We start from the raw sequence: 16431 nt of genomic DNA, 5'->3' as shown, positions 1-16431 counted from the left end.
CGAGGGCGGGCAGACTACACCGGACGGGACTGGGCCGGACGCCACCGGGCAGGCGGGAATCCGACGACAGGACCCAGCCGACGACAGGACCCCGGGTCCCGGACGGGGGCGCACACGGGATCACGAACGACGGGCCGGCTCGTCGACCAGGCAGGACCCCAGGACCAGCGAGGCGCACGAGGGGGCGGGGAAGGATGGCGGAACCGGAGTTCACGGCCACGGGCGTGCGGATCGACAAGCGGCTGCGCTCGCTCACCCGGGCCGGCCAGGTCCGGATCAGCGACGGCAGGCTGGAGTTGCTCACCAGTTACGGCAGTGAGATCGACAGCGCGCCGGTGCAGGCGGTGCGCGCGTCGAAGCCCTGGTTCGCTCCGGACGACCGAGCACTCGCCGACCTCAACGGCAAGCGGTACCTGCTGACCCTGGGCGATCACGACCCCGCCCCCGGCGAGCCGGGGCCACCCGCGGCACGCCGGTTCATCGAGGCCGTCCGCAGGGCGGCGGGACGCGGCGGCTGAGCGGCCGCAAGACGTCCATGGCCGCGAGTTGCGGGACTTCACCCCTTGCGTCACGCTGGTCTCACGTCACTCTGGGTTTACCGGCGATAACGCTGCGAACCAGCCCGCCGGCCACGACAGCAGGCGGCAGTGTCACGCAGGCGTCCTGCTGGATCCGAAACTTCGTGTTCTTCCGGACCTCAACGTCGGGGAGTCGCAGCCGTGATCAGTCACCCAAGCAGGCACTGCACGGTGGAGCTCCAAGCCCTGCCGTCGCGGATCGGCCAGGTCCGCAGAATCGTATCGGCGCAGTTGCGCTACTGGCATCTTGCCCCTCTGATAGACCGGGCCGCGCTCGGTGTGACGGAGCTGTTGACCAACGTCCACCAGCACGCCGAGCCCGACAAGTTGTGCACCGTCGAGATCGAGCTCCTGCTCGACCGGCTCACGGTCTCGGTGCGCGACCACGATCCGCGCCTGCCCGTGGTGGAGGACGTGGAGCCGCTCGCCATCGGCGGTCGTGGGCTGGCGATGGTCGCCGCGATGAGTGAGAGCTGGGGCGTGCGACCGGACGGCGACAAGGGCAAGGTCGTCTGGTTCACCCTCCCGACCCCTGCGGCCGCGGTGGCGGCACCGGCACGGGTGCCGCGCCTGACGGCCGGGGAGAAGCCCGCGCGCCGGTTCGCGGAGGTCGAGCCTGCGCTCGACGGGGCCCGGCCCGCGCACGCTCCCGCCCGGTCCGCCGTTGCCGGCTGACCGGGCGGTGACCGGACCCGCGTGGGTCACTCAGTGGCGATGGCCCGCGGGGTCACTCGGTGGCAATGCCCGCGGGGTCACTCGGTGGCAATGGCCCGCAACACGTCCAGGCGGGCCGCGCGCCGGGCCGGGCGCAGGCCCGCGAGGGCTCCGGCCGCGATGCCCACCAGCGCCACCACCACGAGCTGCGCAGGCGGCATCGCAAAGGCGAACGCGGTGTCGCTCGCGCCGTCGGAGGCCTTCACCAGCACCCAGCCGAGGAAGGCGCCGAGGGCGAGCCCGCCGACCGTGCCGAAGGCGGCGACCAGGACCGACTCCCAGCGGACCATGGCCCGCAGCTGGGGCCGGGTCTGGCCGACGGCCCTGAGCAGGCCCAGCTCGCGGGTGCGTTCGTGGATGGCCAGCGTGAGGGTGTTGGCGATGCCGAGCAGCGCGATGAGGACGGCGAGGGCGAGCAGCGCGTAGACGAGCGTGAGCATCATGTCGATGCCGCCGGCCGAGGACTGCGCGTACTCGTGGCGGGTCTGCACCTGCGGATTGCCGTACCGGGCGGCGACCTTCTGCACCGCGGCCCTGCCCACGTCCGTGTTCACACCGTCCTTGAAGGAGACGGCGACGAGCGTGTCGGAGTCCTGGGTGCGGTGCGGGACCCAGGCGGCGCGGGTGATGACGTAGTCGCCGACGAGTTCGGACCGGCCGTAGACCGCGCGGACCGTGAACGTCTCCTTCTTGCCGTCGATGAAGGTCAGCTGCGTCCTGTCACCCGTGGTGAGGCCCTGCTTGTCGGCCTCCGCCCTGGTGACGGCGATGCCGTCGGTGCCGAGGGCGCGCAGGGAGCCCTGCACCGTTCCGAGGTCGAAGGTGCGGGCGAGCGCCTTCGGGTCGGTGACGGTCAGGGCCCGTCCCCTGCCGTCGACTTCGGCGACGCCCCGGCCGAGTCCCACGGCGGTGTCCACCTCGGGCAGCTTCTGCAGGGCTCCGGCGAGCCTTGGGCTCAGCCCGCTGCCGCCCGCGCCGAAGGACGGCGTGCTGACGGCGAGGTCGCCCGCGAAGGAACGGGACACCGTCTGGTCCATGGTGGCCTTGAGCGAGGCGCCGAAGACCGTGAACAGGGACACGACGGCGACGCCGATCATCAGCGCGCTCGCGGTCGCGGCGGTGCGCTTCGGGCTGCGCAGCGCGTTGCGCCGGGCGAGGGCGCCGGTGACGCCGCGGAGCCGGTCGAGGGGGCTGCCGAGGATCCGTACGGCCATGGAGGAGGCGACCGGGCCGAGGACCACGAAGGTGACCAGGGCCAGCACGGCGCCGAGTCCGGCCAGCCACACCGACGGGGAGACCAGGACGCCCGTGAGCGTCACCGCTACGGCCGCCGCGGCGAGGCCGGTGCCGGCGACCGCGCGCAGGCGGGAGGCGCCCGAGGAGTCGACGGCCGTCTCGCGCAGCGCGGCCAGCGGTGCGGTGCGGCCGGCCCGAACGGCGGGCATCAGGGCGGAGCCCAGGCAGACGACGACGCCGACCGCCGGCGGCAGCGCCATCGACAGGGTCGTGATGACCAGACTGCCGTCGGGGAACGGGAATCCGATGGCCGGGAACAGCGCCTGCAGCCCGGCGGCGATCCCGATGCCGCCCGCGAGCCCTGCGGCGGACGCGGTCACGGCGACGGCGCTCGCCTCGACCAGGGTCGACACGGTCACCTGGCGGCGGGAGGCGCCGAGGGCGCGCAGCAGGGCGTTCTCGCGGGTGCGCTGCGCCACGACGATCGCGAAGGTGTTGTGACGAAGCCGACCCGGTCGCGGCGCAGCAGGGTCAGTCGGCGGTCGTCTAGGCTGCTCAGCTCGGTGTCGCCGATGTAAGCGGCACCCGAGGTGAGCGTGTCGAGTCCGGCCGCGCAGTGCATCAGGGTGGACTTGCCGGAGCCCGAGGGCCCCATGATCGCGGTGAAGCGGCCGGCCGGAAAGCCGACGCTCACCCCGTCCAGGGCCCTGACGGCGGTGTCGCCGCCGCCGTAGACCTTCACGGCGTCGACGACCCGGGCGGCCGTGCGGGTGGCGGTCATCGAAGGGGCGGCGCGAAGCGCCTCGTTCGGGGTGGTGGTGGGCGACGGGCGGGAGCTCATACGGCACCGCCCTTGCCCGTGCGGCCGAACTGCTCCTCCAGCACGGACAGCCGGCGCCAGTACTCGTCCTCGTCGATCTCGCCGGAGGCGAAGCGGCGGCCGAGGACGGCGAGGGGCGAGTCGCCTGCCGGACGCCCGTCCATACCGCTCCAGGGTCCCCCGTCCCTGCCGCGCCAGGGTCCTCCGCGGCCGCGCCAGGCGGTGCGGCGCAGGACGGTGACGGCGCCGACGACCACCGCCGCCCAGATCAGCGGGAAGAAGAGGATCCACGGCCCGGGGCCGCCGTCCCAGTTCGCCAGGGTCTGCATCTTGGTTCATCTCCCTAGAGGGCTTCGGAGAGGTTCTCCGGTGGTGCCTCGAGAGTGGCGCCGGGGAGGGGTCCGGGTCGTCGTACGGCCAGCGGCAGTGCGCGTACCTCCCGGGGAGTACGAGGGCGGGGTGCGGCTGCTCCTCGGGGCCTCGACTTCTGTACCTACTAGTATGTACAGTGACGGCATGAGCACCCCGGAGCGATTGATCGAGTCCACCCGCGAACTGCTGTGGGAGCGCGGCTACGTGGGCACCAGCCCCAGGGCGATCCTGGAGCGGGCGGGCGCCGGACAGGGCAGCATGTACCACCACTTCAAGGGCAAGCCGGACCTGGCGCTGGCGGCGATCCGGCGGACCGCCGAGGAGCTGCGGGCTACCGCCGAGGGAGTACTGGGCGGCCCGGGCACACCCTACGAGCGCATCGAGGCGTATCTGCGGCGCGAGCGCGACGTGCTGCGCGGCTGCCCGGTCGGCCGGCTGACGATGGACCCGGACGTCGTCGCCAGCGACGAGCTGCGCGCGCCGGTCGACGAGACGCTCGACCGGATCCGCGAGCTGCTCGCCGGAATCGTCGAGGAGGGCAAGGAGCAGGGCCAGTTCGCACCCTCGCTGGACGGCGAGGAGATCGCGGCGACGATCCTCGCGACCGTGCAGGGCGGCTACGTCCTTGCCCGGGCCTCGGGCTCCCCCGCCGCCTTCGACGCCGGCGTCAGGGGGCTGCTGTCGCTGCTCGCCCCGCAGAACTGAAGGAGTTGGCGTACGTGCACCTCACCAGGCAGCGCCCCGGCACCCAGCAGGGCCCGGCGCGGAGAACTTCACCGGCACGGTGTGGCTGGACGAGATCGCAGCGCCTGCGTCCCCCTCCCGGCTGCGGATGGTCAACGTCCACTTCGCACCCGGCGCCCACACCGCCCGGCACCGGCACCCGCACGGCCAGGTCCTGCACGTCCTTCAGGGCGAGGGGCTGGTGCAGCGCAAGGGCGGTGAGGTGGAAGCGATCCGCGCGGGCGACACGGTGTGGACCGAACCGGACGAGTGGCACTGGCACGGCGCCGCACCGCGCACCTTCATGACGCACTCGCGGTCGTCGAGGCCGCGAAGGACGGCACGACCACCGAGTGGGACACGCACGCGGACGACGACTACCCGGCCTGAGGAAGGACCCTCACGATGCACGCCATGCAGTACGAGCTGACCCTCCCCACCGATTACGACATGGACATCATCCGCGGCCGCGTGGCCCGCGTCGGGCAGCTGCTCGACGACTGGGCCGGCCTCGGCTTCAAGACGTACCTGATGCGCGAGCGCGGCGTGCACGGTTCGCCGGTCAACCAGTACGGGCCGTTCTACCTGTGGAACACCGTGGAGGGCATGAACTCCTTCCTCTGGGGAGGCGCCTTCCAGGGACTCGTCGACGACTTCGGGCGGCCCGAGGTGCGGCAGTGGACCGGCCTGGCGTACGAGGAGGGCGTCGCCGCGGACTCCCCCGCCGCCGTACGGCGTCGGCAAACCGTCCCGGACGGGGTGGAGTTGTCCGAAGTCGCCGAGGACGCGGTGCGCGAGACCGCGCGGCTGGCCGCTCAGGACGGGGCGGTGCTCGCGGCGGCCGCCGTGGACACCCGCCGCTGGGAGCTCGTGCACTTCTCGCTCTGGGACCACGACACGCCGAAGTCCGAGGGCGAGGTGTTCCAGGTCCTGCTCATGTCCGCACCCGGGCGGAAGGCGCTGCCGCGAGGGCGGCAGTGGTGAGCACGGTCCGGACGGTCCTCGGCGACATCCGACCCGAGGAGCTGGGCGTGACCGACGCCCACGACCACCTGTTCTTCCGGAGCCGGCAACTGCCCGGCCAGGAGCTCGACGACGCGTCCGCCGCACGGGCCGAACTGGCCGCGTTCCGTGCGGCGGGCGGGACGAGCGTGGTGCAGTGGACGCCGTACGGACTGGGGCGGCGGGCCGCCGACCTGCCGCTGGTGTCCCGGGCCGCCGGGGTGCACGTGGTGTGCGCGACGGGGCTGCACCAAGCCGCCCACTACGCCCCGGAGTTGCTCGAGGAGCTGCGCGGCAGGCTCGCCGACGTCTTCGTCTCCGAACTGACGCAGGGCATCGGTACCTCGGGCGTCCGCGCCGGGCTCGTCAAGGTGGCGGGCGGCTTCCACGCCCTCGACGCGCACGCCCGCTGGACGATGACCGCCGCGGCCGAGGCCCACCGCGCGACCGGCGCGCCCGTCGCCGTCCACCTGGAGATGGGCACGGGCGCCCTCGACGTACTCGACCTGCTGTGCGGCGAGTTGGGGGTGCCGCCGTATCGGGTGATCCTCGGACACCTCAACCGCTCCCCCGACCTCGTGGTGCAGCGCCAGGCGGCGGAGGCCGGCTGCTACCTGGCGTTCGACGGTCCGTCGCGGGCCCACCACGCCACCGACTGGCGCATGCCAGACGCCGTACGGGCCCTGGCCGAGGCCGGGTTCGGCCACCGGCTGCTGCTCGGCGGCGACACCGTGGTCGCCGGGGCGCGGTCGGTCGACGGCGGGCCCGGGATGCCGTATCTGCTGCGCCGGGTGCGGCCGCGGCTGGAGGCCGAACTGGGTACGGACCTGGTGGCGCGCATCCTGACGGCCAACCCCGGACAGGCCTACGCCGTCGACTGGCGCTGAGCGCCGACCTCCGCGCGTCGCCCGATCGCAGCACATCTGTCCCAGGAGCACATCTGGCCCAACTGAGGCGGCGAACCGGTGCCGAGGCCCCGCCGCCCCGCAACCGCGTGAAAGGACACACAACGCCCATGCCCTTCGTCCGAATCGACGCGCTGGGGACCGGCAGCGACCGCCTCGACGCGCTCGGCCGTGCCGTGCACGACGCCCTGGTCGAGACGCTCGGCATCCCGCCCGACGACCGCTTCCAGGTCCTGACCGGCCACGACGGCACCCGCAGCACCCTGCGCCACGACGACTACCTCGGGGTGCACCGCGACGAGGGCATCGTGTACGTGGCGATCACCATGCGCTCCGGGCGTACGCCCGCCCAGAAGCAGGCGCTGTACCGGCGGATCGCCGAGCTCGCCCACGCGTACGCGGGGACCGAGCCGCGCAACGTGTTCGTCACCGTCACCGAGAACGAGTCGGCAGACTGGTCGCTGGGCGAAGGGCTGGCGCAGTACCTCCTCTGCCCCGACGCACCCGCATCGCACCCGGCGGTCCGCCGGGCCACGGAGACGTCCACCGACGGCCGGAATGCGGTCGCCCCAGCCAAGTCCCACTGTGGAGCCTCACTGCTCAGGCCCATGGCGTGAGCTCCGCCCCCGCCCAGCGGCGGACGACCGGCCGCAGGTAGTCCACGTGTGTCGGGCCCAGGCCCGACATCCCCTCCGGGCTGCCTACCAGGGCGATCCGGTCCAGTTCGGGCGTACGGCCCCGTGCCGTCTCCGCGGACACGAGATCCGCGTAGCGGGCGTACAGCAGGTCCGCCGGCCGGCGCGGAGCGCGGAAGAGGACACCGATGTTGCCGTTCTCCCCGCGGGTGAGAAGCCACAGGCCCAGCTCGTCCGGCGGGGTGTCGACACCGGTCTCCTCCACGAGCTCGCGCACGGCGTTCCGGCGCAGCGCCGGCAGGTCGAGCGGCCCGTGGTCGTCCGGCGGTTCGACGGATCCGCCGGGCAGCTGCCAGCGGCCGGGGGCGGCGGTCGCCGCCGACATCCGCCCCACCAACAGGCGTCCGTCGTCCGTCGGCTGCACCACCGCGACGAACAGCGACGGCAGCCATGCGGTGGCGCCGGGAACCCGGCGCAGGGCGAAGTGCCGGTAGGTCGTCCTCGCCCAGGAGACGGCGATGCACCGCGGCCCCTCCCGCTCCAGCTCCGCACAGACCACCACCGGCCCGTCGAAGAGTGCGGGGTCGGCCCGGACCGCCGCGTCCCACACCCGGTCCCTGGCCAGCCGCTCCGCAAACGGCAACGGCGGTAGGGCCGTCTCGGTCAGACGGAGCCGGTCGGCCTCCAGAAGCTCTACGGCCGGCGGCCGGGGCAGGGCTGCGGACACCGGCGGACCGGCGCTCACGTCAGCGCGGCCAGTGGGTCGTCCAGTACTGGCTGCCAGGCCAACTCGGCCGCGCCGACCAGGCTGTTGTGATCGAGTGTGCAGGGCAGGATGGGGACGCCGCCGCTCTGGCCCCACAGGCTGCGGTCGGCGACGACCGCGCGCAGTCGGTCCGGGTCGGCGTCGAGCAGGGTGCGGTGCAGTCCGCCGAGGATGATCCGGTCCGGGTTGAGGATGTTCACCAGGCCGGCCAGGCCCAGGCCCAGGCGGTCGATGAGGGCCTCGACGGCCGTGCGGACGGCCGGGTCGTCGTAGTGGTTGCGGACGAGGTCGTTGGCCTGCTGCAGCAGCGACACCTCGGGGCCCGGATCGCGGCCCGCGGCGGTGAGAAAGGCCAGCGGGTCGGCCTCGACGTCGAGGCAGCCGCGGCTGCCGCAGTGGCAGGGGCGGCCCTCGGGGTTGACCGTGAGGTGGCCGACCTCGAGCGCCAGGCCCGAACTGCCCGTGTGCAGCCGCCCGTCCAGCACCAGTGCGCCGCCCACGCCCCTGTGCCCGGTGGCCACGCACAGCAGGTCACGGGCGCCGCGGCCCGCGCCGTGCCGGTGCTCGGCGAGCGCCGCGAGGTTGACGTCGTTGGCCGCGAACGCCGGTCCGCTGATTCCGGCGGCGCGCACGCACTCCGCGAAGATCCGGCGGACGGGCGCTCCCGCGGGCCAGGCCAGGTGGAGCGGGTTCAGGGCCAGGCCCTCCGGCTCGGCGACCGCGGACGGCACGGCCAGCCCGGCGCCCACGCAGCGCCGCCCGGTCGTGCGCAGCAGGTCGGCGCCGGCCTCGACGACGGAGCCGAGCACCTTGGCCGGGTCGGCGTCGACGGTCTCGCAGCCGGGCGCGGTCGCCACGATCCGGCCGCCGAGGCCCACCAGGGCGGCGCGGAACCCGTCGGCGTGCACCTGTGCGGCGAGGGCGACGGGACCGTCCTCGGCGATCGCGAGCCGGTGCGAGGGCCGCCCCTGGGAACCGGCCGCGGCGCCCGGCCGGGCGTCCACCCGGATCAGGCCCAGCGCCTCCAGTTCGGCGGCCACCGCGCCGGCCGTCGCCCGGGTCACTCCCAGTTCGGCGGTGAGCACGGCCCGGGTGGGCGCGCGTCCGGTGTGCACGAGCTCCAACGCGGGCCCGAGCGCGCCGCGCCCCCGGTCCAGCCGCGTCCTCGAGGTCGTCCCTTCCCCCGCCGTCCGGGGGTCCGCCTTGCCGCTCATGAGGGCGAGTCTCCCATGATCCACAGGTCCGGCGACCAGCGCCGCCGACTAGAAGCCGCTCACCCGGAGGGTGATGTTCAGCCGCCCGGTCAGCCCCAACTCGGGCGGCGCGGTGCCCGGGTGGACGCGCGGCACGCCGTGGTACGCGAGCCGGGTCGGGCCGCCGAACACGAACAGGTCGCCGCTGCGCAGCTCGACGTCGGTGTAGGGCCGGTTCCGGGTCTCGGTGTTGCCGAAGCGGAACACGCACGTGTCGCCGAGGCTGAGCGACACCACGGGCCCGTCGGACTTCTCGTCGCTGTCGCGGTGCATGCCCATGCGGGCGTCGGGGTCGTAGAAGTTGATCAGCGCGATGTCGTACGCCGCCGACCCGGCAGCCTGCGGACCGAGCGCGTCCGTCACCGCGCGGCGGCCCAGCTCGCCCAGCCAGGCCGGGAACGGCTTCACCGGGGCGCCGTCGCCGTCGACGACGGTGCGGGCGTAGGCGTACGGGTACCAGTGCCGGCCAGGGCACTGCGGATTGTCCCGTACGGCTCGCCCACAGGTGGGGCAGTTCCGTACGGGAGCCCAGTGCCAGCCCAGGCACACCTGCCGGGCGGTCATCGTCCCGCCGCCAGGCGTGCGCACCGTGCGCAGGCCGGCCGGCGGGCGGGCCCACTCGCGGCAGGCCGCGAGCAGCTCACGCTGCCGCTCCGTGTCCAGCCAGTCCGGCACGTGCACGGCACCCGCAGCCACCTCCGTACGGTCCCGGGGGAACAGCTCGGCGTCCATGCCGTCCATCCTCGCGCATCGGGGACGGGCACCCCCGGCGAAGCGAGCCCGCCCATCGCCCGACCTGCCCTGAGCTGCGGCTCCGCTAGCCTTGTCGCACGATGAACGACCGTATGACGACTCCCTGGGGCGAGCTCGAGCTGGCCCGGTTCCCCGACGACCCGCGCGACCGGCTGCGGGCCTGGGACGCCTCCGACGAGTACCTCCTCCAGCATCTCGCGGAGCGGGAGGAGGAGCAGGGAGCAGGGCTGTCGGGGACGGTCGTGGTCGTCGGGGACCGCTGGGGCGCGCTGGTCACGGCGCTGGCGGCGCAGCGGCCGGTGCAGATCACCGACTCGTTCCTCGCGCAGGAGGCGACCCGCGCCAACCTCGACCGCAACAGCGTCGAGACCGGCACGGTACACCTCCTGACCACCCAGGACCCGCCGCCCGACCGCATCGACGTCCTCCTCGTCCGGGTGCCGAAGAGCCTCGCCCTGCTGGAGGACCAGCTGCTGCGCCTCGCCCCCGCGGTCCACGAGGGCACGGTCGTCGTCGGCACCGGCATGGTCAAGGAGATCCACACCTCGACGCTGCAGCTGTTCGAGCGCATCCTCGGCCCGACCCGGACCTCGCTCGCCCGGAAGAAGGCCCGGCTGATCTTCTGCACCCCGGACCCGTCTCTGGAGCGGCCCGCCAACCGGTGGCCGTACAGCTACGCGCTGCCCGACGGCATCGGCGCCGTCTCCGGCCGGACCGTCGTCAATCACGCGGGCGTCTTCTGCGCCGACCGGCTCGACATCGGCACCCGCTTCTTCCTGCGGCACCTGCCGGCCGGCCGCGGCGCTCGTCGGGTCGTGGACCTGGGCTGCGGCAACGGCGTCGTGGGTACGGCCATGGGGCTGGCGAACCCCGAGGCCGAGGTGCTGTTCGTGGACGAGTCGTTCCAGGCCGTGGCCTCGGCGGAGGCGACGTACACGGCGAACGGTGTGCCGGGGCACGCCGAGTTCCGGGTCGGCGACGGGCTGGCCGGAGTGCCGGCCGGCAGCGTGGACCTGGTGCTCAACAACCCGCCGTTCCACTCGCACCAGGCGACGACGGACGCGACGGCGTGGCGCATGTTCACCGGGGCGCGGCGTGCGCTGCGCCCGGGCGGCGAGCTGTGGGTGATCGGCAACCGGCACCTGGGCTACCACATCAAGCTGCGCCGGCTGTTCGGCAACAGCCACCTGGTCGCCGGCGACCCGAAGTTCGTGGTGCTGAGGGCGGTCAAGAGGTAGCCGCGCGAGATGGTCGCGCGAGCACCCCCATGAGCCGCTCCACCTCTCCCACCATCGCCTCCCGCCCCACGCTGAGGTACTTGCGTGAGTCGACCGCCTCGGGGTGGGTGGCGAGGAAGTCGCGGATCGCGCAGGTCATGGCGATGTTGAGGGCCGTGCCGACGTTGACCTTGGTGATGCCGCCGGAGACGGCCGCGGTCAGTTCGGCGTCGGGCACGCCGGAGGAGCCGTGCAGGACGAGCGGGACGTCCAGCGCGCCGGCGAGCCGTTTGAGGAGGTCGTGGTCGAGGGCTGCGGTGCGCGCGGTCATGGCGTGCGTGTTGCCGATGGCGACGGCGAGGGCGTCCACACCGGAGTTCGCGACGAACGCCTGCGCCTCGGCGGGGTCGGTGCGGGCGCCGGGTGCGTGGGCGTCGAGCGGAGGCGCGCCGTTCTTGCCGCCGACCTCGCCCAACTCGGCCTCGATCCAGAGCCCTTGAGCGTGCGCCCAGTCGGCGGCGGCCCTGGTCGCGGCGAGGTTCTCCGCGTACGGCAGGTGGGAGGCGTCGTACATCACGGAGCTGAAGCCGGCGCCGGGCGCCTGGCGCAGCAGGTCGTCGCTCTGCACATGGTCGAGGTGCAACGCGACGGGTACGGTGGCGCGTTCGGCCGCGGCGGCGGCCGCGTGGGCGAGCGGCAGCAGTTGTCCGTAGCGGAACTTGACCGCGTTCTCGCTGACCTGGAGGACGACGGGTGCGCCGGCCGACTCGGCGCCGGCGATGACGGCCTCGATGTGCTCCAGCGTGATGATGTTGAAGGCGGCGACGGCGGAGCGCGTGGCGGCGGCGCGGGTGACCAGCTCGCCGGTGGCTGCAAGCGGCACGGCCTGTCCTTTCCGGGCGTCAGGGGCGAATCGGGGGCGTCAGGGGGCGTCAGGGGGCGTCAGGGGGCGAGGATCACCGAGCGGGTGAGGTGGCGCGGCCGGTCGGGGTCGAGGCCGCGGGCCGCGGCGACGGCGACCGCGAGCCGCTGGGCGCGGACGAGTTCGGCGAGCGGGTCGAGCTCGCCCTCGATCCACAGCCCGCCCGTGGCGCGTACCTGTTCGGCGAGCCCCTCCGGCGCCCGGCCGAGCATCCAGGTCGCCGTGGAGCGGGTGGTGATGCTGATGGGGCCGTGCCGGTACTCCATCGCCGGGTAGGCCTCGGTCCAGGACAGCGAGGCCTCGCGCATCTTCAGCGCGGCCTCGTTGGCGAGCCCGACGGTCCAGCCGCGCCCGAGGAAGGTGAACTGCGTGCAGTCGACGAGCCCTTCGGGCAGGGGAGCGGACAGCGCGGCGCGGGCGTCGGCGACGACGGCGTCGGTGTGCAGGCCGAGGTGGGCGCGCAGCAGGGTGAGCGCGGTGGTCGCGAACCGCGTCTGCACGACGGAGCGTTCGTCCGCGAAGTCGAGTACGACGACGTCGTCGGCGGCTCCCATGACGGGTGTGTCCGGGTCCGCGGTGAGCGCGGTCGTGCGCGTCCGCCCCTTCACCTGCCCGAGCAGGTCGAGCACTTCGGTGGTGGTGCCGGAGCGGGTGAGGGCGAGGACCCGGTCGTACGAGCGGCCGTACGGGAACTCGGAGGCGGCGAAGGCGTCGGTCTCGCCCTGTCCCGCGCCCTCGCGCAGCGCGGCCGCCGCCTGTGCCATGAAGTACGAGGTGCCGCAGCCGACGATCGCGATCCTCTCCCCCGGCTCGGGCAGCGCCCGGCCGTGCCGGGCGGCCTCGGCCGCGGCGCGGGCCCAGCACTCGGGCTGGCTGGTCAGCTCGTCCTCGACATGTGTCATGCCGTGCCCTCCCTTGTGATTGTTCTTGCAAGATAGCTCCGAGTTTCAAGCACAATCAAGCATTTCGCCCCGTGCCGAGTGCGTTAGGGTCGCGGCAGATCGAGGAACGGAGGCTGCGGATGTCGCGCGACGCCCGGTGGAAGGCGCTGCTGGAACTGCTCGTCGAGCGCGGCCGACTGGAGGTCGAGGAAGCGGCGGCCGAGCTGCAGGTGTCGGCCGCGACGATCCGGCGCGACTTCGACCAGCTCGCCGAGCAGCAGATGCTGGTGCGCACCAGGGGCGGCGCGGTCGTGCACGGCGTGTCGTACGAACTGCCCCTGCGCTACAAGACGGCCCGCCGCGCCTCCGAGAAGCAGCGGATCGCCAGGGCGGTGGCGGACCTCGTCGCACCCGGCGAGGCGGTGGGCCTGACGGGCGGCACGACCACCACGGAGGTGGCCCGGGCCCTGGCCGTGCGCAGCGACCTCGCCTCCGGCTCACCGGCCCTGACCGTGGTGACGAACGCGCTCAACATCGCCAACGAGCTCGCCGTACGGCCCCAGTTCAAGATCGTGGTGACCGGCGGGGTCGCGCGCCCGCAGTCGTACGAGCTCATCGGGCCGCTCGCGGACGGGGTGCTGAGTCAGATCACGATCGACGTGGCGGTGCTCGGGGTGGTCGCCTTCGACGTCACGCACGGGGCCGCGGCCCACGACGAGGCGGAGGCCGCCATCAACCGGCTGCTGTGCGAGCGCGCAGAACGGGTCGTCGTCGCCGCCGACTCCAGCAAGCTGGGCCGCCGCGCCTTCGCCCGCATCTGCGCGGCCGAGTCGGTGGACACCCTGGTCACGGACACGGCGGCGGGGCAGGACACGGTGCGGCGGTTCGAGGAGGCGGGCATCCGGGTGGTCACCGTCTGACGGCGCCTGTTGGAGCGCGTCAGGTGCGCAGAAAGCCCACACCGCGGCCGTCGTTGCACCCGGAGGAGGGTGCCCGGCCGGTGCCGGTGCCCGGTCCGCCCTGATGAGCCTTGAGCGCGACGCTCACCAGGGTCATGAGGAGATCGATGTCCGTGTCGGCGTCGAGGCGGAGCGTCACCCACTGCGAGCCCGGCACGAGGCGGACGGCGGCGAAGCGTCTGAGGTCGCCCGCCGGGCGCCGGATGGCCCGGTCGGTGAGGTGGAGGTCGACATCCCGGCCGGAGTGGAAGTGGGCGATCTCGCCGTGGGCCGAACGGAGCGCCTGCCCAGTGCCGCAGCTCGGCACCGCCCCCGTCAGGTCGGGCCAGGTGGCCAGATGGGTGAGAGCGCGCGCGGCCAACGTCATGGTCCCATCATGGCGCGCTCACCGTACGGCAACCGAGACGTGAGCAAGCCTTAACCGATCCGTAGCCGGGCGCAGCCGTGCGCCGACCGCGCACCCCGGGCTGCGCCAGGCCGGCCCTGGCGCCGGTCTCCATCCTGGCCACCACGTTCATGTTCGCTCTGGACCTCGTCGAGCTGGACCTCGTCGAGCCGGACCTCGTCGAGCCGGAGGAGCGTCCGCTGCAGCGGGCGACGGAGCGAGGCGCGCGGGCGGTCGGGACGTCTTGCCTGAGCTTCTTCGCCCCGCCCGGGATGGCGGCGCCGGCCCGCGACGCCGGCTTCCGGGAGGCGCGCCAGGTGCCGTCGTCCGATCCGGCCCGGCGCTGCTTCGCCGGCCGGACGGACTGCGGCCGGCGAGCGCGGAGAAGCTGCCTGTCGCGACCACCCGAAAAGCACCGCACCGAGCTGCCGTAGCGCCGCTGACCTGCCGCTTTGCCTGCTCGATGCGAGGAGCCCGAAAGGTGGGAGACCTCGCTCCGGTTGACGTTTACCCTCTGGACGTCCAGCATCAAATCCATACGCTCGCCACCAAGAACGCCCATCCTCGTCACGAGTGGAAGGCGGTGCCCCATGGCGAACGAGACGACCAGACGGGGACTGATCGGCGAGCTGGCCGGCGAGTTCCTGGGCACCATGGTCCTCCTCCTCTTCGGCGCCGGCGTGGTCGCACAGGTGGTGGCCGCGGGCATCGGAAATCACGACAGCATCGCCTGGGCCTGGGGTTTCGGCGTCACCTTCGGCGTGTATGTCGCCGCCCGCCTCAGCGGCGCCCATCTCAATCCCGCGGTGACCGTGGCGCTGGCCTGCTTCAAGGGCTTCTCCTGGCGGAAGGTCCTGCCCTACGCACTGGCACAGACCCTCGGCGCGTTCGTGGCCGCCCTGCTGGTGCGCTGGAACTACACCGAGGTCCTCGCCAAGACCGACCCCGGCCACACCTTCAAGACCCAGATTGTCTTCTCCACCCTTCCCGGCAACGGCGCCCTCCCGGTCAGCGAGTGGGGCGCGCTGCGCGACCAGATCATCGGCACCGCCATCCTGGTACTGCTGATCTTCGCCATCACCGACCTGCTCAACACCCCGCCCGGCGCCAACCTCGCCCCGCTGATCATCGGCTTCGTGGTCGTGGCGATCGGCATGGCCTGGGGCGCGGACGCCGGCTACGCCATCAACCCGGCCCGCGACTTCGGCCCCCGTCTCGCGAGCTTCATCACGGGGTACGGCACCGCCTGGCGCGACCAGTACGGCAATTTCTACTTCTGGGTGCCCATCGTCGGACCGCTGATCGGCGGCGTGATCGGTGCGCTCGTGTACCGCCTGGTGATCAGCCCGTACCTGTCGGCGACGCCGACGGAGCAGGAACCCGGCCGGGTCCCGTCGCCCGACGAGGGGCCCAAGTAATACGAGGGGCCCAAGTAACAGGAAAGGCACGCGGTCCCTGGGTTCGTCCGAGGTCGGGCGGGCCCTCCGGCCGCTGCGCCACGCATCCGTCGGCAGGATCGGCAGTCCGTCCCCTGCACGGGCAGGAGCCTTTGATCGCTTCGGGGAGCACACTGGCAGTAAGGACCGTCGGTGCTCACGAGGGGGTGTCGAGGGTGACACGTCGTGCGGGAGTGTGGCTGTGGCGGTGGCGGCGCAATCCGCTGCGGCGGACCAGTGATGTCGTCGAGGCGTGGGTCCTGCTCGTCGCCTCGGTCCTCGCCGTGCTGGGCGGTCTGCTGGCGGGACTGCTGACGGCGGGCGCGATGCAGCAGAGCGCCGACCGGGTGCGTGCCCAGAGCCGGCAGGTGTCCGCCGTGCTCACCCAGGAGCCGACCCACGGGACCGCCCGGCCGACGAGCAGCGCCCTGGTGTGGGGCACGGTGCGCTGGACCGATCCGGACGGCTCGACACACACGGGCCGGGCCCGTGTCCCGGCCGCCGCGACGCCGGACAGCCGCGTCACGGTGTGGACGGACGGGCACGGGAAGCTGACATCCCAGCCCGCCTCGCGGGCGGACGCCGCGTTCCAGTCGGCCCTGGGCGGCATCTGGGCCGGAACGGCCACCGTCGGTGCCGTCCTCGGCGGCGCCAAGCTGGTACGGGCCGGGCTGGACCACCGCCGCATGGACCAGTGGGCCGAGGAGTGGGCACGGGTGGACACGCGGTGGGGGCGCAAGACGGGCTGACGACGACCGCGGACCGCGCAAGTCACGCAGCATCTGGGCCGGAACGGCCACCGTCGGTGCCGTCCTCGGCGGCGCCAAGCTGGTACGGGCCGGGCTGGACCACCGCCGCATGGACCAGTGGGCCG

17 protein-coding genes and 4 pseudogenes are annotated in these 16431 nt (G+C 73.3%); 12 read left to right on the top strand and 9 right to left on the bottom strand.

The window, feature by feature from the left end; translation table 11 throughout:
* Positions 1–194: 194 nt before the first annotated feature.
* A complete protein-coding gene (locus ABZV31_RS07405) occupies positions 195–518 on the top strand; it encodes a hypothetical protein (RefSeq protein WP_355889415.1) in 324 nt (107 codons plus the stop codon).
* Between the two features lie 201 nt (positions 519–719).
* Complete coding sequence (locus ABZV31_RS07400) at positions 720–1253, top strand: ATP-binding protein (protein WP_355889412.1); 534 nt, start codon at positions 720–722, stop codon at positions 1251–1253.
* 77 nt (positions 1254–1330) lie between these two features.
* Here ABZV31_RS07400 and ABZV31_RS07395 read toward each other — a convergent pair.
* The 3 genes and pseudogenes from ABZV31_RS07395 to ABZV31_RS07385 form a co-directional block, all read right to left on the bottom strand.
* Positions 1331–3028 (bottom strand): annotated as a pseudogene (locus ABZV31_RS07395) (ABC transporter permease); the annotation flags it as partial.
* A pseudogene (locus tag ABZV31_RS07390) lies at positions 3028–3309 on the bottom strand (ATP-binding cassette domain-containing protein); the annotation flags it as partial. The pseudogenes ABZV31_RS07390 and ABZV31_RS07395, both read right to left, overlap by 1 nt.
* Positions 3310–3365: 56 nt before the next feature.
* Positions 3366–3677 (bottom strand): SHOCT domain-containing protein, encoded by a 312-nt coding sequence (locus tag ABZV31_RS07385; protein WP_355889409.1) that lies wholly within the window; start codon positions 3675–3677, stop codon positions 3366–3368.
* A gap of 187 nt (positions 3678–3864) precedes the next feature.
* On the opposite strand from ABZV31_RS07385, the gene ABZV31_RS07380 reads away from it, so the two are divergent.
* From ABZV31_RS07380 to ABZV31_RS07360, 5 genes and pseudogenes are all read left to right on the top strand, one after another.
* Positions 3865–4425, top strand: a complete 561-nt coding sequence (locus tag ABZV31_RS07380; RefSeq protein WP_355889406.1) for a TetR/AcrR family transcriptional regulator — start codon at positions 3865–3867, stop codon at positions 4423–4425.
* Positions 4426–4439: 14 nt separating this feature from the next.
* Positions 4440–4833, top strand: a pseudogene (locus tag ABZV31_RS07375) (cupin domain-containing protein).
* 15 nt (positions 4834–4848) lie between these two features.
* On the top strand, positions 4849–5427 hold the full coding sequence (locus ABZV31_RS07370) for a DUF4865 family protein (protein WP_355889403.1): 579 nt from the start codon (positions 4849–4851) through the stop codon (positions 5425–5427).
* Complete coding sequence (locus tag ABZV31_RS07365; protein ID WP_355889401.1) at positions 5421–6332, top strand: phosphotriesterase; 912 nt, start codon at positions 5421–5423, stop codon at positions 6330–6332. The genes ABZV31_RS07370 and ABZV31_RS07365 overlap by 7 nt, the downstream gene beginning before the upstream one ends.
* A gap of 128 nt (positions 6333–6460) precedes the next feature.
* A pseudogene (locus ABZV31_RS07360) lies at positions 6461–6835 on the top strand (tautomerase family protein); the annotation flags it as partial.
* A gap of 115 nt (positions 6836–6950) precedes the next feature.
* On the opposite strand, the gene ABZV31_RS07355 reads toward ABZV31_RS07360, so the two are convergent.
* Genes ABZV31_RS07355 through ABZV31_RS07345 form a run of 3 tightly spaced genes read right to left on the bottom strand, consistent with a single transcriptional unit; the run spans position 6951 to position 9736 of the window.
* Positions 6951–7712, bottom strand: coding sequence for an NUDIX domain-containing protein (locus ABZV31_RS07355; RefSeq protein ID WP_355889398.1), 762 nt, complete (start codon positions 7710–7712; stop codon positions 6951–6953).
* Between the two features lie 14 nt (positions 7713–7726).
* Positions 7727–8965: an ROK family protein gene (locus ABZV31_RS07350; RefSeq protein WP_355889396.1), complete on the bottom strand. Its 1239-nt coding sequence runs from the start codon at positions 8963–8965 to the stop codon at positions 7727–7729.
* A 48-nt stretch (positions 8966–9013) separates the two neighbouring features.
* Positions 9014–9736: an alpha-ketoglutarate-dependent dioxygenase AlkB gene (locus ABZV31_RS07345; protein ID WP_355889393.1), complete on the bottom strand. Its 723-nt coding sequence runs from the start codon at positions 9734–9736 to the stop codon at positions 9014–9016.
* Positions 9737–9849: 113 nt separating this feature from the next.
* On the opposite strand from ABZV31_RS07345, the gene ABZV31_RS07340 reads away from it, so the two are divergent.
* Positions 9850–10995: a methyltransferase gene (locus ABZV31_RS07340; RefSeq protein WP_355890062.1), complete on the top strand. Its 1146-nt coding sequence runs from the start codon at positions 9850–9852 to the stop codon at positions 10993–10995.
* Here the strand turns inward: ABZV31_RS07340 and ABZV31_RS07335 are convergent.
* Positions 10985–11857: a class II fructose-bisphosphate aldolase gene (locus tag ABZV31_RS07335; protein ID WP_355889390.1), complete on the bottom strand. Its 873-nt coding sequence runs from the start codon at positions 11855–11857 to the stop codon at positions 10985–10987. The two genes, ABZV31_RS07340 and ABZV31_RS07335, sit on opposite strands and share 11 nt — an antisense overlap.
* A gap of 59 nt (positions 11858–11916) precedes the next feature.
* Complete coding sequence (locus ABZV31_RS07330; RefSeq protein ID WP_355889387.1) at positions 11917–12798, bottom strand: SIS domain-containing protein; 882 nt, start codon at positions 12796–12798, stop codon at positions 11917–11919.
* Positions 12799–12917: 119 nt separating this feature from the next.
* Between ABZV31_RS07330 and ABZV31_RS07325 the strand changes: the two genes are divergently transcribed.
* Positions 12918–13697, top strand: coding sequence for a DeoR/GlpR family DNA-binding transcription regulator (locus ABZV31_RS07325; RefSeq protein ID WP_355889384.1), 780 nt, complete (start codon positions 12918–12920; stop codon positions 13695–13697).
* 19 nt (positions 13698–13716) lie between these two features.
* Here ABZV31_RS07325 and ABZV31_RS07320 read toward each other — a convergent pair whose 3' ends face one another.
* Entirely contained in the window at positions 13717–14103 is a 387-nt protein-coding gene (locus ABZV31_RS07320; RefSeq protein WP_355889382.1) for a luciferase family protein, read from the bottom strand.
* Positions 14104–14180: 77 nt separating this feature from the next.
* Between ABZV31_RS07320 and ABZV31_RS07315 the strand changes: the two genes are divergently transcribed.
* From ABZV31_RS07315 to ABZV31_RS07305, 3 genes are all read left to right on the top strand, one after another.
* A complete protein-coding gene (locus ABZV31_RS07315; protein ID WP_355889379.1) occupies positions 14181–14555 on the top strand; it encodes a hypothetical protein in 375 nt (124 codons plus the stop codon).
* Positions 14556–14711: 156 nt separating this feature from the next.
* A complete protein-coding gene (locus ABZV31_RS07310) occupies positions 14712–15539 on the top strand; it encodes an MIP/aquaporin family protein (protein ID WP_355889376.1) in 828 nt (275 codons plus the stop codon).
* A 194-nt stretch (positions 15540–15733) separates the two neighbouring features.
* Positions 15734–16306 carry a hypothetical protein gene (locus tag ABZV31_RS07305; RefSeq protein WP_355889373.1) on the top strand — a complete coding sequence of 191 codons (573 nt, stop codon included), beginning with the start codon at positions 15734–15736 and terminating at the stop codon, positions 16304–16306.
* The last annotated feature ends 125 nt before the right edge of the window (positions 16307–16431 follow it).

The sequence above is a fragment of the Streptomyces sp. NPDC005202 genome, assembly GCF_040608235.1.
GTDB lineage: Bacteria > Actinomycetota > Actinomycetes > Streptomycetales > Streptomycetaceae > Streptomyces.
The sequence above is the reverse complement of the archived record's forward strand: the minus strand, read 5'-3'. Positions and strand labels throughout refer to the sequence as shown.

What these genes read in the sequence shown, in the direction of transcription:
- ABZV31_RS07350 (WP_355889396.1), bottom strand. Translation starts at nt 8,965, where the DNA reads ATGAGCGGCAAGGCGGACCCCCGGACGGCGGGGGAAGGGACGACCTCG.
- ABZV31_RS07370 (WP_355889403.1), top strand. Translation starts at nt 4,849, where the DNA reads ATGCACGCCATGCAGTACGAGCTGACCCTCCCCACCGATTACGACATG.
- ABZV31_RS07340 (WP_355890062.1), top strand. Translation starts at nt 9,850, where the DNA reads ATGACGACTCCCTGGGGCGAGCTCGAGCTGGCCCGGTTCCCCGACGAC.
- ABZV31_RS07330 (WP_355889387.1), bottom strand. Translation starts at nt 12,798, where the DNA reads ATGACACATGTCGAGGACGAGCTGACCAGCCAGCCCGAGTGCTGGGCC.
- ABZV31_RS07325 (WP_355889384.1), top strand. Translation starts at nt 12,918, where the DNA reads ATGTCGCGCGACGCCCGGTGGAAGGCGCTGCTGGAACTGCTCGTCGAG.
- ABZV31_RS07310 (WP_355889376.1), top strand. Translation starts at nt 14,712, where the DNA reads ATGGCGAACGAGACGACCAGACGGGGACTGATCGGCGAGCTGGCCGGC.
- ABZV31_RS07320 (WP_355889382.1), bottom strand. Translation starts at nt 14,103, where the DNA reads ATGACGTTGGCCGCGCGCGCTCTCACCCATCTGGCCACCTGGCCCGAC.
- ABZV31_RS07345 (WP_355889393.1), bottom strand. Translation starts at nt 9,736, where the DNA reads ATGGACGCCGAGCTGTTCCCCCGGGACCGTACGGAGGTGGCTGCGGGT.
- ABZV31_RS07385 (WP_355889409.1), bottom strand. Translation starts at nt 3,677, where the DNA reads ATGCAGACCCTGGCGAACTGGGACGGCGGCCCCGGGCCGTGGATCCTC.
- ABZV31_RS07405 (WP_355889415.1), top strand. Translation starts at nt 195, where the DNA reads ATGGCGGAACCGGAGTTCACGGCCACGGGCGTGCGGATCGACAAGCGG.
- ABZV31_RS07380 (WP_355889406.1), top strand. Translation starts at nt 3,865, where the DNA reads ATGAGCACCCCGGAGCGATTGATCGAGTCCACCCGCGAACTGCTGTGG.